This is a genomic window from Mesorhizobium sp. P171375, from assembly GCF_057786075.1.
The window spans coordinates 1,175,658-1,201,468 of sequence record NZ_JBYNWF010000001.1; the positions used below are offsets into that span (position 1 = coordinate 1,175,658).

Sequence of the window (25,811 nt, forward strand, 5' to 3'; positions counted from 1 at the left end):
TCACAACGGCTTTCGCCAACCACGAAAAGGAGGCGCGACGCCGAAGCTGCTAATCTCCCCACTTGAGGGGGAGATGGCCGGCAGGCCAGAGGGGGGTGCTGCCCCGCCGACGTTTCAGAGTTTCTCCACCAAAACGACGGGGTTCTACTGCGGCGGCAAACCAGGCAACTGCGACTCAGGCGGCTCCAGACCAGGCAGCGCCGAACCCGGTGGCGGCAGGCCGGGGAGCGGCGACGCGGCCGGCTGGTCTCCTGCAAACATCAGCCGCATCTTCGTATCGGCCATCGCTGGCGAGAGGCTGCGCTGGATCAGCGCTTCGACATGGTCGTTGCGCTGGCGGGCGCTGTCAGCGCCCATCACCACCACGATCAGCCTGCGGCCGTCGGCATTGTAGGAGGTGACGATGTTGTAGCCGGAGGCCCTGATATAGCCGGTCTTGATGCCGTCGACGCCGCGCACCCGGCCGAGCATGTCGTTGTGCCCGCGCACCAGCCGTCCGCGGAACATGAAATCGCTTTCGGAGAAATAGTGGAACTGTTGCGGGAAGCGGGCGCGCAGCGCCATGCCGAGCGTCGCCATGTCGCGCGCCGTCGTGTGCTGGCCGGCGTCGGGCAGGCCGGATGCATTGCGGAAGACGGTGCTGGTCATGCCGATCTGGCGCGCCTTCGATGTCATCATGGCGGCGAACTGGTCCTCCGAGCCGCCAAGATATTCGCCCACCGCCACCGCCACGTCATTGGCCGATTTGACCACGATCGCCCGGATCGCCGAATCGACATCGATGCTCTCGCCGCGCCTGAAGCGCAGTTTGGTCGGCGGCTGCCGGGCAGCATTGTCGGAAACCGGGATCTGCGTCTCCTTCGAGACGCGGCCGGTCTCCAGCGCCTCGAACAGCAGATAGAGGGTCATCATCTTGGTCAGCGACGCCGGATAGCGTTGCGCCGTCGAACTGACCTCGAACAGCGTCTTGCCGTTGGCATCGACGACGATGGCCGCATATTTCGCCTGCGGCGCCGGCACCGCCAGCACGCTGTCGGGCGGCGCCGTGGTGCTGCAGCCGGCAACGAAGACCAGCAGCGCCAAGGCGGCGACAAATCTCTGGAGGAGGGCGAGGAAATGGAAATCGGGCAAGGCAAGTCCGGCGTTGCTGAGAGGGCCGGAACCTAGCCTAACCCGAATGCCGCGTCCATTTGGTTAACGGGGGAAACTGCCAATCTCCCCCCTTGCGGGGGAGATGCCCGGCAGGGCAGAGGGGGGTGCTGTCCCGCCGGCCTCTTGCCAGGGCGGCGCAATCTCCTCGGATTGGGGGGATTGAGTGTAACTCGAAGGTTGGCGAACCTTCACACCCCCCTCTGTCCTGCCGGACATCTCCCCCGCAAGGGGGGAGATTGGATGTCACGCGGGGCTTCGCCAATCACCGCGCTGAAGTGGCGACCTCGACGTCTGTCCGCCCCGCCCCGAAATCGCCCGTTTCCTGTCCTGTTTTGCCGACGGGGTTGCGCTGCTACACTGCGCGCGGCAATTGCTTTGGGGGGGTTGACATGACGACCGGTGACATCGGCGCGGCTGCGCCATCTCTTATCAGGGCTTCGCTCGGCCGCACCGGCAAATGGGCCGGCAGCGTCGCCTTCATCGGTGGTGCCGCTTCCGACATTCTCAATCCGCTGGCGCCGTTCGCCGCCTATATCGCGCTGGTCGCCTCGGTTGCCGCCGCCATCATCGCCATCGCCATTGTTCTGCGACTGGTGCTGGCCGCAAAGGCGCTGCCGGCGCTGATCTTTGCCACCAGTGCGGCCGCCGTCGCCGGCGGCGTCTACGGCCTGCAGCAGCAGACCAATTCGCAGAACGGGATCATCGCCGGCCTGGTGCCGGCCATCGCGCAACTGCAGCAGCAGCTGGGCATCGTCTCGGCCAGGGTGGCCAGGATCGAGCAGACCGTCACGCAGACCCAGCAGACGGTCGACCAGGTCAAGCAATCGACCGACGCGGTGGCGAAAAAGACCGAGGAGATTGCGTCGAACCAGCAGCAGCAGACCGAACAGGGCGCGCAGACGCAAAAGACCGTTGATCAGGTCAAGCAGACCACCGAAACGCTCGCTGCCGGGCAGCAGAAACAGGCCGAGCAGGCCGACAAGCTGCAGGCGACCACCGAGCAGATCGCCGCCTCGATCGACACCATCGCCAAGGGCTTCGCCGCACTGGCCGCGCAAGGCGGCGCGATCGCCGAGCCGAAGCGGCCGGACGAATTCTACCACAATGCCCGCGTCTACGAGCTGTCCGGCGACATGCTCAATGCCCGCCGCTCCTACCTCGCCTTTGCCGGCTTCGACGTCGACGCCGTCGATCCCTACACCCGCTTTGCCACGCTGCTGCGCGTGCAGGACGGCAACGCCGGTGCGCGCGAAGTGTTCGGCCAGTTGGCCGACAAGGGCAAGGCGCTGTCGATCAAGCTGGTCCATATCCTGCAGTTCGACGATGCCCAGCGGCTCGACAAGCTCAACGCTTTTATCGCGGCAAATCCGGATTTCGCACCGGCCTATTATCTGCTCGCGCAGGAGTTCTCCGAGGATCGCCTCGGTGTCCAGTCGCTGTCCGACAAGCGCGGCGAAGCCGAGGCGCTGACCAGGTTCGTCTCCTACGAAAAGGATGGCGGGCTGCTCAAATATTTCGTCGACCAGACGCAGCTTGCCGACTGGCTCGACCGCAGCCGCAGCCGGCTAACGGCCCTTGGCGACGTGCTCGACCCCGCCCGTTTTGCCCCGTCGCTGACGCCGATGCGCTCCAATGCCGGCTGGACAATTTCCATCTCGCTGCCCGAGGCGGCGACCGGCATTTCCTGGCGGCTGGGCGAGTCTGGTCCGTTCACCGATACCGGGCTGATGGCGATGAACGACCAGCGCACCGGCAAGCCGATGCCCAATCCGAGCTTCGAATTGCCCGACAGCACGATGGCCACCATCATCGGGGTAAAATATCTCGATCTCAGGGGCCGCGAGACCGGGCCGTTCAACATAAGTTTCGATCCGGAAGCCGCACTCCAGCAGGGCAACAAGCAGATCCTCGACCAGTTCTGGACCTCGTGGATCGCCTTCGACGCCAGCGGCAATCACGGCCTGGTCTATTTCTCGCAGATGCTGTCGTACCGTTGCGGCATCAAGGAGGTGCGCTACAGCCTGAACGGCACCGCGCTCGACAAGGAGATCAAGCTGCCGCCTTGCGACAAGAAGGATCCCTACGCCATCCCTTATGACTACCAGCCTTACTTCAAGGTCGCCGACAGCGTGACGTCGATGGCGGTGCAGGTCACCTACACCGACGGCACCAAGTCGCCGGTGCGGGAATACAAGCGGCAGTAGGGGGCGGGGCCGGTCTTGGTCTATATGCCTTGCCGTTCCGACCGTTTGCGCCGCCCCTCATTGCCCTGCCGGACGTTCGTCATTCGAAAAGCCAAGCAGTTGGCTTTTCGTCCGCTTCGCGGACCATTCCTCAACTCCCCGTATCGTGACGGGGAGAAAGGGGCTGGCCGCAACGCCGGCGCCCTTCTTGCAGCGCTGGTGATTGGCGAAAGTCGCGGCGACAGCGCCCCTCTCCCCGTCACTATACGGGGAGAGGATGCCGGCAGGCAGGTGAGGGGCGGCGCTGACCTTCGACAAGTTGGCCGCCTTCGACAGCGAACTGGCCTGATGCAAAATGCCGGAAGCTGCGCTTGCGCAAGCTTCGCCGAGCGGGTTTGTTCGCTTCCATCAGAATCAGCAGGTGCATGGATGGATACGGTCACGATCAAGGCAAAAGGCATCTCGGTCACGGTCGACCTCACCGTCGGCCATATCGCCGACATGACCGTCGACAGCGAGGGCCGCCAGCTGAAACCGTTGCACCGCGCGCCCTGGATCGACGCCGGCGAGACGCTGCCGCCGGACCTGCCCGAGGGCACCGTGCGGCTTTCAGGCGATTTCCTGTGCGCGCCGTTTTCGGCCAGCGACATCGAGGCAGCACCCTTGCATGGCTGGCCGGCTAACAGCGGTTGGGATGTCGTTGCCAGCGAAGCGACATCCGATGGCTGGCGGGCCATCTTCCGGCTGCGCCGCCAGGTCATGGGCGCCTCGGTCGACAAGATCTTTATGCTTCGGGATGGCCATCCCTTCCTCTACCAGGAGCATGTCTTTTCCGGTGGGTCGGGCGCGGTGTCCGCCGCCCACCATCCGATGACGGCGATGCGCGACGGCGGCCGGCTGGCCTTTTCGCCCAAGCGCTTTGCCGCAACGCTGGACACACCGTTGGAGCCCGATCCGGCTCGCGGCCGCTTCAAGCTTGCCTATCCCGCGCGCACCACCGATCTGACGCGCTTTCCGGCCACCGGCGGCGGCACGCTCGATCTCACCGACTACCGCATGGAGGATCAGCGCGAGGATTTCATCACCATGGTTGAGGCCGATCATGGCGGTCCGGGCTGGACGGCGCTGGCGCGCCGGGCCGAACAGGACCTGGTGCTGGTGCTGAAGAACCCGGCCGAGTTGCCGGTCACCATGCTGTGGTTCAGCAATGGCGGCCGCGACTACGCGCCGTGGAGCGGCCGCCATCGCGGCGTGCTCGGCATCGAGGACGGCCGCGCCGCCGTCGGCCATGCCGCCTCGATCGGCGACAACTGGCTGAAGCGCGAAGGCGTGCCGACCGCCTTTGCGCTCGGCGGCGATGTCTCCTTCCGTCATGTCATCGGCGCGCTGCCGCAGGCAAGCGGCGAACCGCCGCGCGATATCGCGACGGCGGATGGTCAGATGCGTCTCACCGGAGCCGACGGTTCGACCCGCGACGTCGCCTTCGACAGCGATTTCCTGCGCATCGGCAAGCACGGCTGATTTTCGAACGCTAGCGCTGCCCCTCACCCGCCTGCCGGCATCCTCTCCCCGTATAGTGACGGGGAGAGGGGTGATGTCGCCGACGGTTTCGCTAATCTTCGACATTGCAAGAAATGCGCGAGGTCGCGGCCAGCCCCTTCTCCCCGTCACTATACGGGGAGTCGAGGAGTGGTCCGCGAAGCGGACGAAAAGCCAATTGCTTGGCTTTTCGAATGACGAACTCCCGGCAGGGGGATGAGGTGCGGCGCTGACCTGGATCGTTGGCTGTTGGCCAGACGACCCAAATCCCGGTTTGAAATTTCCACCAACAGCCGCCAAGATGCGGCTGAAACCATCTGGCTGCAAAAGAGGCTCTCATGTCCGAAATCGCCCACCTCGCCGCCACCATCTTCAAGCGCGCCGGCAAGGCGAAGCGCTTCATCGTCGCCATTGCCGGCCCGCCCGGCGCCGGCAAGTCGATGCTGTCGGCCGGCCTGCATGATCTGTTGCCGGAAGGCGCCTCGGAAGTCGTGCCGATGGACGGGTTTCACTATGACGATATCGTGCTCAACCAGCGCGGCCTGCGGCCAAGAAAAGGCGCTCCCGAAACCTTCGATTTCGCCGGTTTTGAGGCGCTGTTGAAGCGCATCCGTTCGGGCGAGCCCGACATCGCCATTCCGGTGTTCGACCGCAGCATGGAATTGTCGCGCGCCGCAGCCTCTATCGTCGCTGCCGAGGCCAAGTTCATCCTGGTCGAGGGCAATTACCTGCTGCTCGACGAGGAGCCGTGGTCGCGGCTGGCGCCTTTGTTCGACTTCACCATCTTTGTCGATGTGCCGCGCGCCGAACTCGAGCGTCGCCTGCTGGAGCGCTGGCACGAACATGGCCGTTCGGACGAAGACGCACGCGCCTGGATCGCCTCCAACGACATGCCCAACATCGACCGCGTGCTTGGCCGGCGAAGGTCCGCCGACCTTGTTGTGGGCGATCCCGCATAATTCTCAGGATTTCCGAACGGGAACCTTAAGACTTTCAGGTCGTTATCGCTGACGAGGCAACTTAGCCACAGAGGGATTTCGTCCGATGGCAACCAAAGCAAGAAAACCCGCAGCCGCCAAATCCAGGGCAACGCCAGCCAAGGCCACCCAGGCAAAAGCAGGCGCCGGCCCGGCAATTGCGGAGCGCTCCAAGGATGCAAAGCCGGCTTTCGGCAAGGCGGCGCCGAAGAAGGTGGTGCCAGGCGTAGCGGCCAAGGTGGCGGCAAAGCCTGCCAAGGCCAAGAAGCCGGCAGCCAGCGGCAGCTCGGTAGGCACGATGCGCAATGTAGCCAACGTTGCCGCCGGCGCCGTTGTCGCCACGGCCAGAGGCGCTGCATCGCTCGCGTCGTCTGTCATGGGCAGAGGCGGCTCCAAGGCCAAAGCCAAGGCAAAGTAGCTCGGCTCGTCAGCCTTTAGCTGGAATGGTGAGGCCTCGTTGCACCGCAGGCCGCGCCAGGCCGCGCTCCAGCCATGCCGCAACGGTGGGGAAACCGTCGAAGCCGACGAGTTCCCGCGCCTCGTAGAAGCCGATCAGATTGCGCACCCAGCCCAGTATTGAAATGTCGGCGATGGTAAAATCGTCATCCATGATCCAGCTGCGGCCTTTCAGCCTTGTCTCTAGCACGCCGATCAGCCGCCGCGACTCGTTACGGTAGCGATCCAGCGGCCGCTTGTCGGCGATCTCGCGTCCGGCGAATTTGTTGAAAAAGCCGACCTGTCCGAAGATCGGCCCGATCGCCGCCATCTGGAAGAACACCCACTGGATGGTTTCGTAGCGCCGCACCGGATCGGCCGGGATCAGCTTGCCGGTCTTGTCGGTGAGGTAGAGCAGGATGGCGCCGGATTCGAACAGGCCAAACGGCTTGCCGCCCGGGCCATCGGGATCGATGATGGCCGGAATCTTGCCGTTCGGGTTCAGCGACAGGAATTCCGGCGTCCAGCTCTGGTCCTTGCCGATGTCCACCAGATGCGCCTCGTAGGGCAGGCCGAGTTCTTCCAGCGCGATCGACACTTTCACCCCGTTCGGCGTCGTCGCCGAATAGAGTTGCAGGCGATCGGGATGGCTGGCCGGCCAACGCTTGGTGATCGGAAAAGCGGACAGGTCGGTCATCGAAAGCTCCGGTCGGGAATTTGGCGCTGGCGTCGCGCCGTTTGGCGGGTTGCGAAGGATTATCCGCCACGTGTTTGCCGATCAACCGGCCGGCGGTGCACACACCGTGTTTACCAACGGTTTACGGCCAGCCGCCCGCCGTCAGACCGACTTGAACGCAATCACGGCATTGGTGCCGCCAAAGGCAAAACCATTGCTGATCGCCGCCCGCACCTTGCGCTCGCGCGCCACATTGGGCGTGACGTCGAGATCGCAATCGGGGTCGGCCTGCCGGAAATTGGCCGTCGGCGGCACGATGCCTTCGCGGATCGCCATCACGCAGGCGATCATCTCCAGGCCGCCCGAGGCGCCGAGGCAATGCGCATGCATCGACTTGGTCGACGACACCGAGAGCTTGTAGGCGTGGTCGCCAAACACGCGCTTGATCGCCGCCGTCTCGATCTGGTCGTTGGCCTTGGTGCCGGTGCCGTGGGCGTTGAGATAGTCGACGTCCTCGGGGTTGAGCCCGGCGTCGGCCAGGCAGGCGCGCATCGCCGCCGTAGGCCCTTCGACAGTCGGCGCGACGATGTCGGATGCATCGGCGGAAAGGCCGGCGCCGGCAATCTCGGCCAGAATGTCGGCACCGCGCGCCATGGCGTGTTCGTAGGTTTCCAGAACCGCCATGCCGGCGCCTTCGCCCAGCGACAGGCCCTGGCGGTCGGCCGAGAATGGCCGGCAGGTGTCGGGCGCCAGCACCCGCAGCGCTTCCCAACCCTTTAGAATGCCCCAGACCAGCGGCGCATCGGTGCCGCCGGCGACCATGACGTCGGCGCGGCCAAGCCGGATCTGATCGACCGCCGAGGCGAAGGCGTGATTCGACGACGAACAGGCCGAGGTGACGCCGAACACCGGCCCGCGCAGGCCAAGCACCATGCTGACCTGGCCGGCCGCAGCGCTTGGCATCACTTTCGGTACGGTGAAGATGCCGGCACGGTTCTTTCCGTCGATCAGGATGGCGCGATAGTTCTCCTCGATCGCTTCCCAGCCGCAAACGCCGACGCCGACGACGGTGCCCATGCGATACGTGGTGGCTTCATCCGACGTCAGTCCGGCCTGCTGCATGGCTTCGCGCGCGGCAATCGCCGCCAGCAGGCTGAAGCGGTCCATCGACACGGTCTGCTTGTGGCCGATGCCATGGTCCGGCATCGCCTTGATCTCGCAGCCGACCTTGACCTTCAAATCATGCAGCAGCGGGTTGTCGATCTGGCCGATCGCCGATCGTCCCGCGCGCATTTCGTTCCAGATCGCAGGCGCATTGGTGCCAAGCCCGCATATGCCGCCTATGCCGGTAATGACGACTCGCTTGTGCATTCAGGCTTTCTTCGCGATCAGCGCGCGAACAGCCTCGACCATGTCGCCGACATTCTTCAGATTGCTCCAGGCATCGACCGTGTTCATCTCGATCTCGATGCCGTACTGCTCCTCAAGATCGAAGATGATCTCGGTCAGTTCCAGGGAATGGATGCCAAGCGCGGTCAATTCCGTATTGGTGGTGATCTCTTCGCCGCCGGGCTCCGCATGTGCCCTGATCTTGGCGATGATTTCCGTTGCCAGCTCGTCAGCCATTCGATTCCTTCCCCAATTTTATCATTTCGGGTGCCGATTGGTTGGCGCCCCTGTTGCCTGGACTGAAAATCGCCGTCGCCTTCAAAACCCCGCCAGGCGCGGCATGACCGTTCCAAAGAGGCTCCCTCTATAGAAACGGAAACGCTGTCAAGCAACAAGCTATATCGACAAGCTACATATCGACAAAGCAGCCGGAGTGCTTAACGTTGGGGCGATGGATACGTTGCAACATGGCTTGACCGCGGTGCTGCCGGCCCAGCGCGTCGCTGGTGCTGCTCGGCTTGCATGCGGCGTCAGTGCCGGCCGCACCAGGCTGTCGCGCCTCTATCAGGATGGATCGGCCAAGATCCGGATGCCGGCCGTCGCGGCCGATCCGCTCGAAGCCGTGCTCATCAACACCGCGGGCGGGCTGACTGGCGGTGATCGGCTCGGCTGGGAGATCGATGTCGGGCCAGGTGCCTCCGCTTCGATCACCACCCAGGCCTGCGAAAAGATCTATCGCGCCGAAAGCGACCGTGCCGAAGTGCGGGTAAAGCTGGGCGTCGGCGCGGATGGCCGTATTGCCTGGCTGCCGCAGGAAACCATCGCCTTCGACCGCTCGGCCTTTGCCCGCACGCTGGAAGTCGATCTTGCCGCAGGCGGCGAGGCATTGCTGCTCGAGGCCACCGTCTTTGGCCGCCTGGCCATGGGCGAACAGGCAACGCAAGGCCATTTCCACGACCGCTGGCGGGTCCGCCGGGACGGCGCGCTCATTCATGCCGAGGATTTCCGCATCGGGCCGGCGATTGCAGCCGCCCTTGGCCGCCCGGCGGTTGCCGGCGGCGCCATTGCCGTGGCGACGCTGCTGATGGTTTCGCCGCATGCCGAAACCTTGCTCGAGCCGGCCCGCGACATTATCGGCGCCGACGGCGATGCCAGCGCCTGGAGCGTGAAACGATCTGGCAAGCTTCTTGCGAGGCTGTTTGCCGAGGACGGTTACCAGCTGCGCAAGCGGCTGGTTCCGCTCGTCGAACTGCTCAACGGGCGGGCCGGTCTGCCCAAATTATGGTCACTCTGAGCCAAATCCAGGCCAAATCCAGGAAAGCGCATGAACCTTACGCCGCGTGAAAAAGACAAGCTGCTCATCGCCATGGCGGCGATCGTGGCACGCAAGCGGCTGGAACGCGGGGTCAAGCTCAATCACCCCGAAGCGATCGCGCTGATCACCGATTTCGTCGTCGAGGGCGCCCGCGACGGCCGCCCGGTCGCCGAACTGATGGAGGCCGGCGCCCATGTCGTCACTCGCGCGCAGGTGATGGAAGGCATCGCCGAGATGATCCACGACGTCCAGGTCGAGGCGACCTTTCCCGACGGCACCAAGCTGGTCACCGTGCACGAACCGATCAGGTGAGGAGGAAACGATGCTCGAACTCAGGCCCAACTGCGAATGCTGCGACAAGGACCTGCCACCGGAAGCGACGGATGCGCTGATCTGCACCTTCGAATGCACTTTTTGCGCCGACTGCGCTGAAAATGTGCTGGGCGGCGTCTGTCCGAATTGCGGCGGCAATTTTTCCGTCCGCCCAATCCGGCCGGCAGAGAAGCTGAAGAAATATCCGGCCTCGACCAAACGCGTGCTCAAGGCCGAAGGCTGCGGCCCGCGCAAGGCCGCGTGACTGTTATCCTGAATTGGAAGGTAGACCGATGATCTCCGCTTCGACCAAACGCACCACGCTCGCCGCAATCCTGCTGCTGGCGGCGGCCATGCCCGCCTATGCCCATGTCGGCATCGGCTCCACCTCGTCCTTCACGGCGGGCTTCGCGCATCCGCTGTCCGGTCTCGACCATGTGACCGTCATGGTCGCCGTCGGCCTGTGGGCCGCGCTCAAGGGCGGCAAGGCGATCTGGGCCTGGCCGCTGGCCTTTGTCGGCGTCATGCTGGTCGGCGGCGCGCTCGGCATGCTGCACATGTCGTTACCTTTCGTCGAACCGGGCATCCTGGCCTCCGTGGTGGCTCTCGGCCTGCTGGTTGCGCTGGCGGTCGAATTGCCGGTCTCGGCCGGTGTCGCCATCATCGGCCTGTTCGCGCTGTTCCACGGCCATGCCCATGGCACCGAAGTGCCGGAAAATGCCGGCGGGCTTGACTATATGGCCGGCTTTGCCGTTGCCACGGTAGCGCTCCATGCCATAGGCATCGCCGCCGGCCTCGGTCTCGGCATGCGCTTTCGCGGCCTCGCCCGCGCTGCCGGTGCGGCGTGTGCTGCGGTCGGCGTCAGCCTGGTCTTCGGCGTTCTGTGAGGGCCAGGATGATCCCCGGCGAAATCATCACCGCAAGCGGCGACATCGAGCTCAACAAGGGTTTGCCGACCGTGACGCTCAAAGTCGCCAACAGCGGCGACCGGCCGATCCAGGTCGGCAGCCACTACCATTTCTTCGAAACCAATGAGGGGCTGAAATTCGATCGCGACAAAGCCCGCGGCATGCGTCTCGATATCGCCGCCGGCACGGCGATGCGCTTCGAGCCGGGCCAGCAGCGCGACGTCACGCTGGTGCCGCTCGGCGGAAAACGCGAGGTCTACGGTTTCCAGCAGAAAATCATGGGCAAGCTGTGAGATCGACAGGGTCGAACGCCCTGAGATCAGTTCGATGGCCTGGCCGCTGCATAGATGACGATTCCTGCGGGGCCGTCGAATTCGACGGCGAGGACGTCCTCGGCAAGCACGCGCCTGGAATCGATAGCATTGAACAGCAGCGCGTTGGCGTCGATCTCCTTGCGCAATTCCGCAATATCGTCCTGATGCTGCCTGACCTTGCTCTCGACGGCCGGCGGCGGACCGCCTTCGCTGCGCGCCGCGTCGGTGAGGAAGACGATATCCACCGTGTCGAGCTTGGATGTCTTGCGTACCGTGCCGATGTTTTCACGCGTCCGCTCGATCGCGGCGATGAGCTTTCCGGTCTCCGTCGTCGTCCGCGCCTCTTCCTGGCGGACATCGGAGCCGACGATCCGGTTGACGGTGTCCGCGCTTTCAACGGCCTGCGCGGCGGGCGGTCCGTAGGCCGCGAGGAACACGCTAGTGGCTATGGTCTGGAGCCATCTGGCGTCGGCAAAGGGAATGGTCGGCATAGATCGCTCCTGGCGAACTTTTCTGCGCAACGCCGTTCGGCGCCAAAGAAGCCAAACGACTCCCGTCCGGCGAAGGTTCCCTCCGCGATAGGGCCGGCGGGCCGGGTATCGGCCCGCCAGGCGCTGTCGTCAGCTCGCCTTCTTGGTGACCAGGGTCAGCGCGCCATTGGTGGTCATGCTGGCGGCGACCACCTGTGCCGAGGTGAGCCCTTTGGCTTCGAGCGCCGACTTGAGCTGCGGTGTCGCATCGATCGAGCTGCGCAATTTCTGCAGCCCGGCATCGCCGCGCTTGGCGATCACCTGGTTGACCTGTGTCTGGGTGGCCTCAGGCAGCTCGGTGATATCGACGATGTTGACGCTCTGGATCGCCGGCGCCGCCGGCTGAGCACTAGGTGCGGTTGGTTTCGGTTGCGGCGTCGGCTGCTGCTGGGCGCCGGCCACGGTCGCGGAGGCGAGCGTGGCGGCGGCTGCAAGAACGATGATTTTGCGCATGGATTTTCCTTCCATCGAATGGGCCAGGGATTTGGCAAACGGTTGGTTTGGGGTGGCACGCCCACCTCAACGGCCAAATGGGATCAGAAGGTGTCGCCGAGCGGGTCATTGCATGACCATTGGATGGCGACGATGTGGAATTCGGCTGAAGCCAGACCGTTTTGAGGAGCATTGACTGATGGCTAGAATCACCCGCGCCGCCTATGCGCAGATGTACGGTCCCACCGTCGGCGACAAGGTCAGGCTTGCCGACACCGAATTGTTCATCGAGGTCGAAAAGGACCTCACCATCCATGGCGAAGAGGTGAAATTCGGCGGCGGCAAGGTCATCCGCGACGGCATGGGCCAGAGCCAGGTGTCGCGCGCCGGCGGCGCGGTCGACACCGTCATCACCAACGCGCTGGTGATCGATGCCACAGCCGGCATCTTCAAGGCCGACATAGGCCTTCGCGACGGGCGCATCGCGGCCATCGGCAAGGCCGGCAATCCGGACACGCAGGACGGCGTCACCATCATCATCGGCCCCGGCACCGAGATCATCGCCGGCGAGGGCAAGATCCTCACCGCCGGCGGCTTCGACGCGCATATCCATTTCATCTGCCCGCAGCAGATCGACGAAGCGCTGATGTCGGGGATCACCACCATGCTCGGCGGCGGCACCGGCCCGGCGCATGGCACACTGGCCACCACCTGCACGCCGGGCCCGTGGCACATGGCGCGCATGATCCAGTCCTTCGACGCCTTTCCGATGAACATCGGCCTGTCGGGCAAGGGCAATGCCTCGCTGCCGGCGGCGCTGGAGGAAATGGTGCTGGGCGGCGCCTGTTCGCTGAAGCTGCATGAGGACTGGGGCACGACGCCGGCGGCCATCGACTGCTGCCTGTCGGTCGCCGACGAGTACGACGTGCAGGTGATGATCCACACCGACACGCTGAACGAATCCGGCTTCGTCGAAAACACCGTCGCGGCGATCAAGGGCCGCACCATCCATGCCTTCCACACCGAAGGCGCCGGCGGCGGCCATGCGCCTGATATCATCAAGGTCTGCGGCCTGCCCAACGTCATCCCGTCCTCGACCAACCCGACCCGGCCCTATACCGTCAATACGCTGGCCGAGCATCTCGACATGCTGATGGTCTGCCACCATCTGTCGCCATCGATCCCCGAGGACATCGCCTTCGCCGAAAGCCGCATCCGCAAGGAAACCATCGCGGCCGAAGACATCCTGCACGACATCGGCGCTTTCTCGATCATCTCGTCCGACAGCCAGGCCATGGGCCGTGTCGGCGAAGTGGCGATCCGCACCTGGCAGACCGCCGACAAGATGAAGCGCCAGCGCGGTTCGCTGCCGCAGGAGACCGGCAACAACGACAATTTCCGCGTCCGCCGCTACATCGCCAAATACACCATCAACCCGGCCATCGCGCATGGCCTGTCCAAGGACATCGGCTCGATCGCGGTCGGTAAACGCGCCGATCTGGTGCTGTGGAACCCGGCCTTCTTCGGTGTCAAACCGGATATGGTGCTGATCGGCGGCATGATCGCCGCCGCCCCGATGGGCGACCCCAACGCCTCGATCCCGACCCCGCAGCCCATGCACTATCGCCCGATGTTCGGCGCCTATGGCAAGGCCAGGACCAATTCGTCGGTGACTTTCGTCTCCAAGGCAGCACTGGAGTCGGGCCTGCATGGCCGCCTCGGCGTCGACAAGCAGTTCGTTGCGGTGGAAAACACCCGCGGCGGTATAGGCAAGCATTCGATGGTGCTCAACGACGCTACGCCGCATGTCGAGGTCGACCCCGAGACTTACGAAGTTCGCGCCGATGGCGAACTACTCACTTGCGAGCCGGCAACCGTGCTGCCGATGGCGCAGCGGTATTTTCTGTTTTGAGGCCGGCAATCCGATCGACCGGGCAAAATGCGTTGCGGCTGGCATCCCGACGCCGCAATATGCTGCCCACGACAAGCCGCATAGTGATCAGGCATGGCCACCGAAATAGCGTCCGCCCACGACATCTTCCCGCATATCCGCATCGTCATGGGCATGGTGATCGGGCTTGGCGTCACGCGCCTTTTGTCAGGGCTCGCGCGCATCGTCCAGCATCCCGGCCAGTACAGGCTCTACCCCGTGCACCTCGCCTGGGTGGCTTCCATGCTGTTGCTGCTGGTGCATTTCTGGTGGTGGGAGTTCGGTCTCTATGCCATCGAGACCTGGACCTTCGGCAAGTACCTGTTCCTGATCTTCTACGCCATCACGCTTTTCCTGCTGTGCGCGCTGCTGTTTCCGGATTCGATGCTCGACTACACCAGCTACGAGGATTTCTTCTATTCGCGCCGCGGCTGGTTCTTCGGCCTGCTGGCGACGACCTACCTGCTCGATGTCGTCGACACGCTGCTGAAAGGCCCCGAGCATTTCGCCCGCTACGGCAATGAATATCTGTTCCGAACGCCGGTTTTCGTCCTGCTGTGCATCGCCGCCATCCTGGTGCGCGACCGCCGTTTTCACATTGCCTTCGTGGTAGGCACGCTGATCTATCAGGTCTCGTTCATCCTGCGGCTCTTCGACACCATCGTCTGAGTGGCCACAATCATCTAGGGTCGCGGAGAAAAAGGGTTCAACCATGTACAAGGCCATCGGATCGCGTGGATCCCGGGTCAGCCGCGTTCTCTGGATGCTCGAGGAACTCGGTCAGCCCTATGAATTCGTCGAGGTCAAATTGCGCTCGCCGGAAGCCTATGCGCTCAATCCGTCGGGCAAGGTGCCGATCCTCATCGACGACGAGTTGACGGTGACGGATTCGGCGGCGATCTGCGTCTATCTCGCCGACAAACATGCCGACAAGGGTTTGGGCGCCAATCCCGGCCTCGCCGGACGCGCCGAGATGGATTCCTGGATGCATTTTGCCCAGTCGGAGTTCGAGGCGCCGCTGTGGAACAAGGTGCGCCACCGCTTCCTGCTGCCGAAGGAAGTGCGGGTCGATGTCGGCCCCGCCGCCGCCTACGATTTCGCCTCCGAGACCAAGGCGCTGGACCGCCGCCTGGGCGACGACCCGTTTGCGCTCGGCGATCGGTTCTCTGCCGTCGACGTGTTGTTGGGCGACATGGGCAACTGGGCCCGCGCCGGCAAATTCCCCGATCGAATCCGAGCGCGTCAACGCCTATTTCGACCGCGTCTTGGCGCGGCCTGCCCGGGCGCGGGCGCAAGCCAATGGCGGAGCCATGCGATGAAACTCAACCTCAACACCGACTTCACCAAATTCCCGCGCGCCGTCCAGGTTTTGCCTGCCGGCAATGCAGGAACCACACCGCCATCCGGTCGTGCGGTTCTGCCCCATGACGAGCGTCATCTGCGCCGGCGTGCCATCGAGCTTGCCGATGGCAGCAAGGTGCTGGTCGACCTGCCTGAACCGGTGACCCTGAACGATGGCGATCGGCTGGTCCTGGAGGACGGCCGCCATGTCGAAATCACTGCAGCATCCGAAGAGGTCTACGACATCCGCGCTCGCGACGCCGTGCACCTGACCGAGCTTGCCTGGCATATCGGCAACCGGCATCTGGCGGCGGCGATCGAGCCTGGCCGTATCCTGATCCTGCGCGACCACGTCATCAAGGCGATGCTGGAAGGACTCGGCGCCACGGTGCGTGACGTCTCCGAACCGTTCAAGCCGGTGCGCGGCGCTTACTCCGGTGGGCATGATCATGGCCACGCGCACGCCGAAGCGCATGCACACAGCCACGCCGAGACGCATTCTCACTCACACAGCGAGTCGCATTCCCATTCCCACGGCTATTCCCATGACGGGCATCATCACGATCATGACTGACCAGCCTTCCGGCATCGCTTTGCTGCGGCTGATGGCGTGGCTCTCGCCGGCCTTTCCGGTCGGCGGCTTCTCCTACAGCCACGGCCTCGAGCGCGCCGTGCATGACGGGTTGGTGGCCGACAGCGATGGCCTCGCCGGCTGGCTGGAAACGCTGGTCGAGATGGGGTCGGGCTGGAACGACGCCGTGCTGTTCACAGAGGCTTGGCGCCGCGCCCGCGACGGGGGTGGCGACCTCCATGAAATTGCCGATCTCGCCGAAGCGCTGGCCGGCTCGCACGAGCGCCACACCGAAACCATGCTGCAAGGCGCCGCCTTCCTGAAAGCTGCGTCGGCATGGTCCAATCCCGTGCTGGGCCGCTTGCCGGCCGAATGCGCCTACTGTGTCGCTGTCGGCGCCGTTGCCGGCGGCAATGGCATCGCGCTTCAGGACGCGCTGTCCGCCTTCCTGCAGGCCTTCTTCTCCAACCTCGTCCAGGCGGCTATCCGGCTGGGCGTGGTCGGTCAGAGTGGAGCCACCGCCCTGCTCGCCGGCTTCGAGCCGCTGGCGCTGGCGACCGCCGCGCGGGCGGCTGGCTCGACATTGGACGATCTCGGCGGCTGCGCCTTCATCTCCGACGTGATGGCGATGAAGCACGAGACGCAATACTCCAGGCTGTTCCGCTCATGACCACGCTCGCCTTCGCTCTTTCGGCCGTCCTGCTGCTGATCACCGCGCTGCATGTCTATTGGGGCCTTGGCGGCATCTGGCCGGGCAGGGACGGCGCCTCCTGCGCCCACGCCGTTGTCGGCTTTCGCGGCGTTGACGAGATGCCGACGACGTTTGCCTGTTTTGCCGTTGCCGCGTGCCTGTGTCTGGCAACGTTGTGGCCGCTGGCGCTCATTGGCTTCTTTGCCTCGCCTTTCCCAGGGAAGGCCTCGCCGCAAGCGCGCTGCTCATCGGGCTGGTGTTTCTCGGCCGCAGCATTGCCGGTTTCACGCCCTGGTGGCGGAGATTGGCGCCGGAGCAACCTTTTGCACGGCTCGATACCAGCTTCTATTCGCCGCTCTGCCTGCTGATCGGGCTAAGCTTTGCAATCCTCGCCATCACGGAGTTTTCGACATGACGGAGTTTTCTGCATGACTCAGGCCAACGGCCCTCTTCGCATCGGCATCGGCGGTCCTGTCGGATCCGGCAAGACGACGCTGACGGAAAAGCTCTGCAAGGCGCTGCGCGACGATTTTTCCATCGCCGTCGTCACCAACGACATCTACACCAAGGAAGACGCCATGATGCTGGCCCGCCTGCAGGCGCTGCCGGACGACCGCATCGTCGGCGTCGAGACCGGCGGCTGCCCGCACACCGCCATTCGCGAGGACGCCTCGATCAATCTGCAAGCGATTGCCGGGCTCAACAAAAAATTTCCGGACCTCGACATCGTCTTCATCGAATCCGGCGGCGACAATCTCGCCGCCACCTTCTCGCCCGACCTTGCCGACCTGACGCTTTATGTCATCTCGGTCTGCCAGGGCGAGGAAATCCCGAGGAAGGGCGGGCCGGCGATCACCCGCTCCGATTTCCTCATCATCAACAAGAGCGATCTCGCGCCCTACGTGAACGTCAACCTCGATGTGATGGAGAGCGACGCCGCCCGCATGCGCGGCAAGCGGCCGTTCGGCTTCACCGACCTGTCGCGCGGCAAGGGCCTGCAGGACGTCATCGACTTCATCGTCGAGCATGGCGGGCTGCAGCCGGCTCGCTCGGCCGCTTGACCTGCAAGCCGGCCTGACCCACCAGTTTACCGTTGCTGGCCACGGTCGGGCGCGGCATTCTCTCGAAAACGGAGGTTTTCAGATGAGCATCGCCCGCCTGCAGAAGGAAACGCTGACCAACCTGCCCTACTACGAAGAGCGCGTCGATCTCGCCGCTGCCTTCCGCTGGACGGCGCGGCTCAACATGCATGAGGCGGTGGCCAATCATTTCTCGCTGTCGGTCAACGAGGACGGCACCAAATTCCTGATGAACCCCAACCAGGTGCATTTCTCACGCATCAAGGCGAGCGACCTTCTGCTGATCGACGCCAGCGATCCCGAGACGTTGTCCGGCCCGAATGCGCCGGACCCGACCGCCTGGGGCCTGCACGGCGCCATCCACCGCAACGTCCCGCATGCGCGCTGCGCCATGCATGTGCATTCGATCCACGCCACCGTGCTGGCATCGCTGGCCGATTCGACCCTGCCGCCGATCGACCAGAACTCAGCAATGTTCTTCAACCGCCATGTCGTCGACGCCCATTATGGCGGGCTGGCCTTCGAGGAAGAGGGCGAGCGCTGCTCGCAGCTGCTCACCGACCCCAAGGTCAAGGTGATGGTGATGGGCAATCATGGCGTGATGGTCATCGGCGATACCGTCGCCGATGCCTTCAACCGCATGTTCTATTTCGAGCGCGCCGCCGAAACCTACATCAAGGCGCTGTGGACCGGCCGTCCGCTGCGCACGCTCTCCGACGCGATCGCCGAAAAGGCCGCCAGCGAAATGGACGACTATCCAGGCCAGGCCGAGCGTCATCTTGCCGAGCTCAAGGCGATCCTCGACGAGGAGGAGCCGGTTTACCGGAGCTGAGAGGTCATTTCGCAACGCCGGTAGTTGGCGAAACCATCAACACAGCCACTTTCTCCCCGTCACTATACGGGGAGAAATGTCCGGCAGGACAATGAGGGGCAGCGCCAAGGTTTCAGAAATCAGCATCTGGACGCCGACGCTTTGCCAAGTCAGCGCTGCCCCTCATCCGCCTGCCGGCACCTTCTCCCCGTATAGTGACGGGGAGAAGGGGGCTGGTTTCAGGCTCGCCGCCCTTCCCCCAATGCTGACGCTTAGAGCCCCAACTGAGCCCGCAACTCTTCCGCGCTGTTGATCACCACAGCCCCGGGCGGTCCTTCCATTGGCGCTTCCGGCCAGAAGATCGTGCGCATCCCCGCCGCCAGGCCGGATGTGGCGCCGGTCACGCTGTCGTCGACCGCCACCGCATCCTCAGGATCGACGCCGGCCAGCCACGCGGCGCGCAGGAAGGGCTCGGGGTGGGGTTTGCCTTCGCGCACGTCGTTGCGGCTGATCGTGCGCATGCCGGGATAGATCAGGCCGACGGCGCTCAGATTGGCGTCGACGATCACCCGGTCGGAATTGGACACCACCGCCTGCTGCACGCCGAGCGCCCGCAATGCGTTGAACACCTCGATCGCGCCGGGGCGCGGCTTCAACGTCGCTGCCATTGGCAAATAGTGATCGTATTTGCGCACGATCCAGTCGTCGAAGGGCAGGTCGAGGCCGAACTCGCTGCGCAGCATCTCGTAGACCGGTCCTGCGGCGATGCCCAGCACCCGCTCATGCAGGTCGACCGGTGGCGCTATGCCGACGCTGCGCAGCGCCGCCACCAGGGCGGCCTCATGCAGCGGCTCGCTGTCGACCAGCGTGCCGTCCATATCCCAGAAAACCGCTTTCGGCGTCATGCGCGAGGCTCCTTTTGCCGATCCCCTTAAAGCGTTTGTACCGGGAGATAAACCGCCGAAGCCATGTGCAGGCGATTTTCGCCGTGGCGATTGCCTCGTCGCAATCGGGTCAACGCGGCAAGCAATTGCCCTTTGCATAGACAATTGCGCACCGGCCCATTCCCTGCAAGACTATGGGCTTCGCCCAAAAGGGGCGGGCCTGGGAGGAAGACTTTGAATTCGCGGCAGGACGGTGGCAGCAACAGGCTGGATGAGGCGGCGCGCGCCGGCTGGCTTTACTATGTCGCCGGCAACACGCAGGACCAGATCGCCACCACGCTCGGCATTTCCCGGCAGACTGCGCAGCGGCTGGTATCGCTCGCAGTATCGGAGGGGCTGATCAAGGTGCGCGTCGACCACCCGATCGCCAATTGCCTCGACCTTGCCGCGCGGCTGAGGTCGCGCTTCGCGCTTGACCTGGTCGAAGTAGTGCCGAGCGATCCGACCTCGTCCTCGACCACGATCGGCATTGCCGAGGCGGCCGCCGCCGAGATCGAGCGGCGGCTCAGGTCGCCGACGCCGATCGTCATGGCCATCGGCACCGGCCGTACGCTGAAGGCGGCGATCGAGCAGTTGCCGCCGATGGAATGCTCGCAGCACAAGGTGGTGTCGTTGACCGGCAACATCTCGCCCGACGGTTCTGCCGCCTTCTACAACGTCATCTTCACCATGGCCGACAGGGTCAAGGCGCGCTCGTTCCCGATGCCGCTGCCGGTCATCGCCTCGTCGCCGGAAGAGCGCGAGATGCTGCTCGCCCAGCCGATGATCCAGCCCACGCTGGCGCTCGCAGCGGAAGCCGACGTCACCTTTGTCGGCATTGGCGATCTCGGCCCGAAGGCGCCGCTCTACGAGGACGGCTTCATCTCGGAAAGTGAATTGAAGGCGCTGCAAAAGGCCGGCGGCGTCGCCGAGATCGTCGGCTGGGTGTTCGACCGGGAAGGCCGCATGATCGAGGGCATCACCAACGACCGGGTATCGTCGGCCGCTTTGCCGTCACGCGAAAAATCGCTCGTCATTGCGCTCGCCATGGGCGAGCGCAAGCTGCCGGGCATTCTGGCGGCGGTGAACCGGCGGCTGGTCAACGGCCTCATCACCGACGAGCGGACCGCCACGGCCCTGCTCGACAGCGCCTGAGCTGGCGATAAAAATCGGCACGGCTATTTATGCCGCCCGCCAACGTCGTTGCCATCGAGGAAACCCATGTCGCGCTGCAGATGCGGCGACAATTCCCGGACGTCGACATAGCCGCGCTTGCGGTTCACAAGCTGGGAAAATTCGTGCGCCAGCACGGAAAACCAGCTCTGTGCCGGGGCCGAATGGAGCTTTTGCTGTACCGTGGTCATGATCTTCAGCCTCCGCTATGCTTGAACTGGATTGATCGTCCACACCAGATATCGGTCTGATCGGCTCCTGCTTCCAATCAAACGTCGATCATGACCCATAAGGAGGGCTTATGCCCGAACTCAAGGCACCACAGCTTACCCAACTGCCACCGCTGCAGGCCATCAGGGTGTTCGAAGCCGTCGCGCGGCATCTCTCCTTCACCAAGGCGGCGCAGGAACTGGGCATGACCCAGGCCGCCGCCAGCTATCAGATCAAGCTGCTGGAAGAGCGCATCGGCTCGCCGCTGTTCCTGCGCCAGCCGCGCCAGATCGTGCTGACCGAACCCGGCCAGCGCCTGGCGCCCGCCGTCAGCGAGGCGTTCAGCCTGATCAGCAGCGCCTATTCGGCCGCACGCGGCGGCGCCGATGGCGTGCTTTGCGTGTCGACGCTACTGACCTTCGCCTCGAACTGGCTGGCGCAGCACCTCGGCTCCTTTCAACTGTCGCACCCGTCGCTGGCGGTGCGCGTCGATACCTCGAACAGGGTCATCGATTTCACCCGCGAGGACATGGACATCGCCATCCGCTCCGGCAGCGGCAAATGGCCGGGGGTGGAAACGCACCTTCTGTTCAAGGCCGATTTCACCCCGGTGCTCAGCCCGGCGCTCGCCGCCAGCATTGGTGGCGTCCACGAACCGGCCGACCTTTTCAAACTGCCCATTCTCGATCCCGGCGACATCTGGTGGCGGGAATGGTTCGCCCTTGCCGGAGTGCCGGCGGACGAACTTGCCAATCGCACCGGCACCAGCATGGGCGCGCAGGCTTATGAGGCGAATGCGGCGATCGCCGGCCATGGCGTGGCGATCCTGACCACGGCGCTGTTCAAGACCGAGCTCGCCGCCGGCCGCCTGATCCAGCCCTTCGACCTGGTTGGCGACGACGGCCACGCCTATTGGCTGGTCTACCCGACGGCCCGCCGCAACGTGCCGAAGATAAAGGCCTTCCGCGACTGGATCCTGGCCGAGATCGCCTGCACATAAGGCCCGAGCGATTCGCGGAATGGTTCCGGGAGTGAACTCTGCAAGGTCGAGTCGCAGATCCACGAAAGCTTCGCTTTTCGGGGACAAGCAGGCTATCGGGCAGCCCGGTTAACCAAGCCTGAGAAAAACACTGTCGATATCGCCTGCCTGGCTTGGGCTTGTGCTTGTGACGACCCAATTGAACGGGATCAATCCTGTGCAGATTGAAAACAGGACCGATCAGCGGGCTGATGAAAGTCTATCGCGTTGAAGAAATCGAAAACAACACCGTGCGCGTGACGCACGCGATCGAAGCATTCACGCCATTTCAAGCTGCCGTAAAGGCAATCGGCCGCGAAGTCAGGCTGCGCAAGGACGAACCTAGCTGGATCCGGGTGACGGAAACGCTGACCAGAGCCAATCAAACTCGCGACGGCCGGGTTTTCGAATATTCCATCGGAAGCTACCCGGCCCACGGCTGAGGGCTGGCCCTAGCTCCATGATTGATGGGGTTGCGATGGCAAGCCGCCCTTATGTTCGCGCCCCGACGGGCTACCCCGAAACCATTCAATATTCTCTCCCCGCCCGACACCGCGCGGCACCCGCGCTTGCTGCGCTGCAGCATCGAATCCGGCTTGACATAATTAATGCCAGGTGAGTAATTGCTCAGCACCAAGGCAAATGCTCATCTTGGTTCATGGGAGGAATTTGATGAAACTTCGCACGCTCACTCTGGGCCTGTTGTCGGCCAGCGCTTTCGCTTTCGCCGCGCATGCCGAATCCATCACCATCGCCACCGTCAACAACGCCGACATGATCCGCATGCAGACGCTGACGGACGACTTCGCCAAGGCGAACCCCGACATCAAGCTCAACTGGGTCACGCTCGAAGAGAATGTGCTGCGCGAGCGCGTCACCACTGACATCGCCACCAAGGGCGGCCAGTACGACGTCATGACCATCGGCACCTACGAGGTTCCGATCTGGGCCAAGCAGAGCTGGCTGCTGCCGCTCGACAAGCTCGGCGACGACTACGACGCCAAGGACATCCTGCCGGCCATTGCCGGCGGCCTTTCGGTCGACGGCAAGCTCTATGCAGCACCGTTCTACGGCGAAAGCTCCTTCGTCATGTACCGCAAGGACCTGATGGACAAGGCCGGGCTGACCATGCCCGACGCCCCGACCTGGGACTTCATCAAGCAGGCCGCCGACAAGATGACCGACCGCGCCAATGGCGTGAACGGCGTCTGCCTGCGCGGCAAGGCCGGCTGGGGCGAGAACATGGCCTTCCTGACCGCCATGTCGAACTCCTTCGGCGCGCGCTGGTTCGACGAGAACTGGAAGCCGCAGTTCGACCAGCCGGAATGGAAGAACACGCTGCAGTTCTATGTCGACCTGATGAAGGCCGACGGCCCCGAGGGCGCCTCGTCCAACGGCTTCAACGAAAACCTGGCGCTGTTCCAGCAGGGCAAGTGCGGCATGTGGATCGATGCCACGGTCGCCGCATCCATGGTCTCTGACCCCAAGAGCTCGAAGGTCGCCGACAAAGTTGCCTATGCGCTCGCGCCTGACACCGGTCTCGGCAAGCGCGGCAACTGGCTGTGGGCATGGTCGCTGGCCATTCCGGCCGGTACGCAGAAGGCTGACGCGGCGCAGAAGTTCGTCTCCTGGGCAACCAGCAAGCACTACTCCGAGCTCGTCGCTTCCAAGCTAGGCTGGGCCAGCGCTCCTCCGGGAACGCGCACCTCGCTCTACGCCAATGCCGAGTACCAGAAGGCGGCGCCCTTTGCCAAGATGACGCTGGACTCCATCAACGCCGCCGACCCGACACACCCGACCGTCAAGCCGGTGCCCTATGTCGGCGTCCAGTTCGTCGCCATCCCCGAGTTCCAGGGGCTGGGCACCACCGTCGGCCAGCTGTTCTCGGCGGCACTTGCCGGCCAGTCGAGCGTCGACGATGCGCTCAAGCAAGCCCAGGACGCCGCCACGGCAACGATGACCGAAGGCGGTTATATCAAGTAAGGCTCCTCCCGGTGCCGACTGCCGGCCGCCTTCCTGGCCGGCAACGGCCGCCCGAATCCCAGTTCGGGCGGCCCCTTTCACACACTTGAAAATTTGGCTGACCTTGAAGGGTGACCGTCATGGCTACTCAGCAGACCCGTTCGCTTGCCCGCTTCATGATGGCGCCATCCGTGGTGCTGCTGTTCGTCTGGATGATCGTGCCGCTGGTCATCACCCTGTGGTTCTCCTTCCAACAGTACAATCCGCTCAATCCGATCCGCGACGGCTTCGTCGGCTTCTCCAACTACGCGCTGTTCTATTCCAACCCGGCCTTCCTGCAGTCGATCCTCAACACGCTTGTTCTGGTGGGCAGCGTGCTGCTGATCACCGTCATCGGCGGCATCCTGCTGGCGCTTTTGATCGATCAGCCGATGTGGGGACAGGGGATCGTGCGCATCCTCGTCATCTCACCGTTCTTCGTTATGCCGCCGGTGGCGGCGCTTGTCTGGAAGAATATGATCATGCACCCGCAATACGGCGTCTTTGCCGACATTGCGCGCTTCTTCGGGGCTCAACCGATCGACTGGTTCGGGCAGCATCCGATGACGGCAATCATCATCATCGTCGCCTGGCAATGGTTGCCTTTCGCGACGCTGATCCTTTTGACTGCCCTGCAGTCGCTGGACGGTGAGCAGAAGGAAGCCGCCGAGATGGACGGCGCCGGCTTCGTCAGCCGCTTCATTTATCTGACGCTGCCGCACATGTCGCGCGCCATCACCGTCGTCATCCTGATCCAGACCATCTTCCTGCTGTCGGTCTATGCCGAGATCCTGGTCACCACCAATGGCGGCCCCGGCTACGCCTCCACCAACCTGCCCTTCCTCGTCTACCAGAAGGCGCTGCTGGAGTTCAAAATCGGCCAGGCATCCGCCGGCGGTGTCATCGCCGTAATTCTCGCCAACATCGTCGCCTTCTTCGCCATGCGCGCGGTCGGCAAGAACCTGGACAAGTAAGGGAGGATACGATGGCACGTGCAGTCACCACCCAACACAAGGTCATTGCGACCGGCGCCGCCTGGATCGTCGCGCTGCTGATCTTCTTCCCGATCCTCTATACGATCATCACCTCGTTCAAGTCGGAGCAGGAGGCCATCCAGGGCTTCGCCCTGATCCCGTCGGGGACGTTCGAGAGCTATACCGAGGTTCAGGCGCAGAGCGGCTATTTCAAGTTCTTCTTCAACTCGGTGCTGCTCTCGGTCGGCTCGACCATCCTGGCCCTGATCGTCGCGGTTCCGGCCGCCTGGTCGATGGCCTTCTCGCCGGGCAAACGGACCAAGGACATCCTGATGTGGATGCTCTCGACCAAGATGATGCCGGCGGTCGCGGTGCTGTTCCCGATCTACCTGATCTTCCGCGACACCGGCCTGCTCGACAGCCGCATCGGCTTGATGGTCATGCTGATGCTGATCAACCTGCCGATCGTGATCTGGATGCTCTACACCTACTTCCGCGAAATCCCTGGCGAAATCCTCGAAGCGGCGCGCATGGACGGCGCTACCCTGTGGGGCGAGATCGCCTATGTGCTGACCCCGATGGCGATACCAGGCATAGCGTCGACCATGCTCCTCAACATCATCCTGGCATGGAACGAAGCGTTCTGGACCATCCGTCTGACCACCACTGAGGCCGCGCCGCTGACGGCCTTCATCAGTTCGTTCTCAAGCCCGCAAGGCCTGTTTTGGGCCAAGCTTTCGGCGGCCTCGACGCTGGCGATCGCCCCGATCCTGATCATGGGCTGGTTCAGCCAGAAGCAGCTGGTGCGCGGCCTGACGTTCGGAGCCGTGAAGTAAACCGAAACTGCCTGAAGCAACCGGCTAAAGCAATTCCAGGAAAAGTGTGTAGCGGTTTTCCGTCCGGAATTGCGTAAACCAAATAGTTACC

The 25,811-nt window shown here is 63.8% G+C and carries 29 protein-coding genes and 2 pseudogenes; 23 read left to right on the top strand and 8 right to left on the bottom strand.

Features of this window, described 5'->3' with window-relative positions; translation table 11 throughout:
• Positions 1 to 144: 144 nt before the first annotated feature.
• Positions 145 to 1,131 (bottom strand): D-alanyl-D-alanine carboxypeptidase family protein, encoded by a 987-nt coding sequence (locus ACYHH6_RS05870; protein ID WP_352582689.1) that lies wholly within the window; start codon positions 1,129 to 1,131, stop codon positions 145 to 147.
• Positions 1,132 to 1,541: 410 nt separating this feature from the next.
• Between ACYHH6_RS05870 and ACYHH6_RS05875 the strand changes: the two genes are divergently transcribed.
• The 4 genes from ACYHH6_RS05875 to ACYHH6_RS05890 all read left to right on the top strand — a co-directional run bounded on the left by ACYHH6_RS05875 (position 1,542) and on the right by ACYHH6_RS05890 (position 6,269).
• The gene (locus ACYHH6_RS05875) at positions 1,542 to 3,356 is read left to right on the top strand and encodes a methyl-accepting chemotaxis protein (protein WP_352582687.1); all 1,815 of its coding nucleotides are present in this window, start codon (positions 1,542 to 1,544) and stop codon (positions 3,354 to 3,356) included.
• 408 nt (positions 3,357 to 3,764) lie between these two features.
• Positions 3,765 to 4,856, top strand: coding sequence for a hypothetical protein (locus ACYHH6_RS05880; RefSeq protein ID WP_352582686.1), 1,092 nt, complete (start codon positions 3,765 to 3,767; stop codon positions 4,854 to 4,856).
• Between the two features lie 356 nt (positions 4,857 to 5,212).
• The gene (locus ACYHH6_RS05885) at positions 5,213 to 5,833 is read left to right on the top strand and encodes a nucleoside triphosphate hydrolase (protein ID WP_112559976.1); all 621 of its coding nucleotides are present in this window, start codon (positions 5,213 to 5,215) and stop codon (positions 5,831 to 5,833) included.
• An 85-nt stretch (positions 5,834 to 5,918) separates the two neighbouring features.
• Positions 5,919 to 6,269 (top strand): hypothetical protein, encoded by a 351-nt coding sequence (locus ACYHH6_RS05890; protein ID WP_112559977.1) that lies wholly within the window; start codon positions 5,919 to 5,921, stop codon positions 6,267 to 6,269.
• A gap of 9 nt (positions 6,270 to 6,278) precedes the next feature.
• Here the strand turns inward: ACYHH6_RS05890 and ACYHH6_RS05895 are convergent, their stop codons facing one another.
• The 3 genes from ACYHH6_RS05895 to ACYHH6_RS05905 form a co-directional block, all read right to left on the bottom strand.
• Positions 6,279 to 6,983, bottom strand: coding sequence for a glutathione S-transferase family protein (locus ACYHH6_RS05895; protein ID WP_352582684.1), 705 nt, complete (start codon positions 6,981 to 6,983; stop codon positions 6,279 to 6,281).
• Positions 6,984 to 7,124: 141 nt separating this feature from the next.
• Positions 7,125 to 8,333 carry a beta-ketoacyl-[acyl-carrier-protein] synthase family protein gene (locus ACYHH6_RS05900; RefSeq protein WP_352582682.1) on the bottom strand — a complete coding sequence of 403 codons (1,209 nt, stop codon included), beginning with the start codon at positions 8,331 to 8,333 and terminating at the stop codon, positions 7,125 to 7,127.
• On the bottom strand, positions 8,334 to 8,588 hold the full coding sequence (locus tag ACYHH6_RS05905) for an acyl carrier protein (protein WP_023671226.1): 255 nt from the start codon (positions 8,586 to 8,588) through the stop codon (positions 8,334 to 8,336).
• Between the two features lie 214 nt (positions 8,589 to 8,802).
• On the opposite strand from ACYHH6_RS05905, the gene ACYHH6_RS05910 reads away from it, so the two are divergent.
• From ACYHH6_RS05910 to ACYHH6_RS05930, 5 genes are read left to right on the top strand one after another with little or no spacing between them, the layout of a single operon-like run.
• Positions 8,803 to 9,645 carry an urease accessory protein UreD gene (locus tag ACYHH6_RS05910; RefSeq protein WP_352582681.1) on the top strand — a complete coding sequence of 281 codons (843 nt, stop codon included), beginning with the start codon at positions 8,803 to 8,805 and terminating at the stop codon, positions 9,643 to 9,645.
• 30 nt (positions 9,646 to 9,675) lie between these two features.
• A complete protein-coding gene (locus tag ACYHH6_RS05915; RefSeq protein ID WP_023693076.1) occupies positions 9,676 to 9,978 on the top strand; it encodes an urease subunit gamma in 303 nt (100 codons plus the stop codon).
• A gap of 10 nt (positions 9,979 to 9,988) precedes the next feature.
• The gene (locus tag ACYHH6_RS05920; RefSeq protein ID WP_352582679.1) at positions 9,989 to 10,243 is read left to right on the top strand and encodes a DUF1272 domain-containing protein; all 255 of its coding nucleotides are present in this window, start codon (positions 9,989 to 9,991) and stop codon (positions 10,241 to 10,243) included.
• Between the two features lie 28 nt (positions 10,244 to 10,271).
• Positions 10,272 to 10,865 (top strand): HupE/UreJ family protein, encoded by a 594-nt coding sequence (locus ACYHH6_RS05925; RefSeq protein WP_352582678.1) that lies wholly within the window; start codon positions 10,272 to 10,274, stop codon positions 10,863 to 10,865.
• Between the two features lie 8 nt (positions 10,866 to 10,873).
• Complete coding sequence (locus tag ACYHH6_RS05930) at positions 10,874 to 11,179, top strand: urease subunit beta (protein WP_352582676.1); 306 nt, start codon at positions 10,874 to 10,876, stop codon at positions 11,177 to 11,179.
• 26 nt (positions 11,180 to 11,205) lie between these two features.
• Here the strand turns inward: ACYHH6_RS05930 and ACYHH6_RS05935 are convergent, their stop codons facing one another.
• Positions 11,206 to 11,691, bottom strand: a complete 486-nt coding sequence (locus ACYHH6_RS05935; RefSeq protein WP_352582674.1) for a hypothetical protein — start codon at positions 11,689 to 11,691, stop codon at positions 11,206 to 11,208.
• A gap of 129 nt (positions 11,692 to 11,820) precedes the next feature.
• Complete coding sequence (locus ACYHH6_RS05940; RefSeq protein WP_352582672.1) at positions 11,821 to 12,183, bottom strand: hypothetical protein; 363 nt, start codon at positions 12,181 to 12,183, stop codon at positions 11,821 to 11,823.
• A gap of 178 nt (positions 12,184 to 12,361) precedes the next feature.
• Here ACYHH6_RS05940 and ureC point away from each other — a divergent pair, with 178 nt between their 5' ends.
• The 8 genes and pseudogenes from ureC to ACYHH6_RS05980 all read left to right on the top strand — a co-directional run bounded on the left by ureC (position 12,362) and on the right by ACYHH6_RS05980 (position 18,606).
• The gene (gene ureC / locus ACYHH6_RS05945) at positions 12,362 to 14,074 is read left to right on the top strand and encodes an urease subunit alpha (protein WP_435053192.1); all 1,713 of its coding nucleotides are present in this window, start codon (positions 12,362 to 12,364) and stop codon (positions 14,072 to 14,074) included.
• A 93-nt stretch (positions 14,075 to 14,167) separates the two neighbouring features.
• On the top strand, positions 14,168 to 14,761 hold the full coding sequence (locus ACYHH6_RS05950) for a hypothetical protein (RefSeq protein ID WP_352582670.1): 594 nt from the start codon (positions 14,168 to 14,170) through the stop codon (positions 14,759 to 14,761).
• 94 nt (positions 14,762 to 14,855) lie between these two features.
• Positions 14,856 to 14,963: pseudogene (locus tag ACYHH6_RS05955) on the top strand (glutathione S-transferase N-terminal domain-containing protein); the annotation flags it as partial.
• Positions 14,964 to 15,407: 444 nt separating this feature from the next.
• Positions 15,408 to 16,007, top strand: coding sequence for an urease accessory protein UreE (gene ureE / locus ACYHH6_RS05960; RefSeq protein ID WP_352583279.1), 600 nt, complete (start codon positions 15,408 to 15,410; stop codon positions 16,005 to 16,007).
• A complete protein-coding gene (locus ACYHH6_RS05965; protein ID WP_352583277.1) occupies positions 16,000 to 16,674 on the top strand; it encodes an urease accessory protein UreF in 675 nt (224 codons plus the stop codon). Before ureE ends, ACYHH6_RS05965 begins: the two co-directional genes overlap by 8 nt.
• Positions 16,671 to 17,110: pseudogene (locus tag ACYHH6_RS05970) on the top strand (DUF3995 domain-containing protein). The gene ACYHH6_RS05965 and the pseudogene ACYHH6_RS05970 overlap by 4 nt, the downstream one beginning before the upstream one ends.
• Positions 17,111 to 17,123: 13 nt before the next feature.
• Positions 17,124 to 17,756, top strand: coding sequence for an urease accessory protein UreG (gene ureG, locus ACYHH6_RS05975; protein ID WP_352582668.1), 633 nt, complete (start codon positions 17,124 to 17,126; stop codon positions 17,754 to 17,756).
• Between the two features lie 82 nt (positions 17,757 to 17,838).
• Positions 17,839 to 18,606 carry a class II aldolase and adducin N-terminal domain-containing protein gene (locus ACYHH6_RS05980; protein WP_352582666.1) on the top strand — a complete coding sequence of 256 codons (768 nt, stop codon included), beginning with the start codon at positions 17,839 to 17,841 and terminating at the stop codon, positions 18,604 to 18,606.
• A gap of 251 nt (positions 18,607 to 18,857) precedes the next feature.
• On the opposite strand, the gene ACYHH6_RS05985 is transcribed toward ACYHH6_RS05980, so the two are convergent.
• Positions 18,858 to 19,490 (bottom strand): HAD family hydrolase, encoded by a 633-nt coding sequence (locus ACYHH6_RS05985; protein WP_352582664.1) that lies wholly within the window; start codon positions 19,488 to 19,490, stop codon positions 18,858 to 18,860.
• Between the two features lie 213 nt (positions 19,491 to 19,703).
• Here ACYHH6_RS05985 and ACYHH6_RS05990 point away from each other — a divergent pair, with 213 nt between their 5' ends.
• A complete protein-coding gene (locus ACYHH6_RS05990) occupies positions 19,704 to 20,663 on the top strand; it encodes a sugar-binding transcriptional regulator (protein WP_112559996.1) in 960 nt (319 codons plus the stop codon).
• Positions 20,664 to 20,686: 23 nt separating this feature from the next.
• On the opposite strand, the gene ACYHH6_RS05995 is transcribed toward ACYHH6_RS05990, so the two are convergent.
• Positions 20,687 to 20,872 carry a hypothetical protein gene (locus ACYHH6_RS05995; RefSeq protein ID WP_352582663.1) on the bottom strand — a complete coding sequence of 62 codons (186 nt, stop codon included), beginning with the start codon at positions 20,870 to 20,872 and terminating at the stop codon, positions 20,687 to 20,689.
• A gap of 110 nt (positions 20,873 to 20,982) precedes the next feature.
• Between ACYHH6_RS05995 and ACYHH6_RS06000 the strand changes: the two genes are divergently transcribed.
• The 5 genes from ACYHH6_RS06000 (at position 20,983) to ACYHH6_RS06020 (ending at position 25,720) form a co-directional block, all read left to right on the top strand.
• Positions 20,983 to 21,891: a LysR substrate-binding domain-containing protein gene (locus ACYHH6_RS06000; RefSeq protein ID WP_352582661.1), complete on the top strand. Its 909-nt coding sequence runs from the start codon at positions 20,983 to 20,985 to the stop codon at positions 21,889 to 21,891.
• A 230-nt stretch (positions 21,892 to 22,121) separates the two neighbouring features.
• Entirely contained in the window at positions 22,122 to 22,352 is a 231-nt protein-coding gene (locus ACYHH6_RS06005; protein ID WP_112559999.1) for a hypothetical protein, read from the top strand.
• 229 nt (positions 22,353 to 22,581) lie between these two features.
• The gene (locus ACYHH6_RS06010; RefSeq protein ID WP_352582659.1) at positions 22,582 to 23,892 is read left to right on the top strand and encodes an ABC transporter substrate-binding protein; all 1,311 of its coding nucleotides are present in this window, start codon (positions 22,582 to 22,584) and stop codon (positions 23,890 to 23,892) included.
• Between the two features lie 119 nt (positions 23,893 to 24,011).
• Positions 24,012 to 24,884, top strand: a complete 873-nt coding sequence (locus tag ACYHH6_RS06015; RefSeq protein WP_352582657.1) for a carbohydrate ABC transporter permease — start codon at positions 24,012 to 24,014, stop codon at positions 24,882 to 24,884.
• 11 nt (positions 24,885 to 24,895) lie between these two features.
• Positions 24,896 to 25,720 carry a carbohydrate ABC transporter permease gene (locus ACYHH6_RS06020; protein ID WP_352582655.1) on the top strand — a complete coding sequence of 275 codons (825 nt, stop codon included), beginning with the start codon at positions 24,896 to 24,898 and terminating at the stop codon, positions 25,718 to 25,720.
• The last annotated feature ends 91 nt before the right edge of the window (positions 25,721 to 25,811 follow it).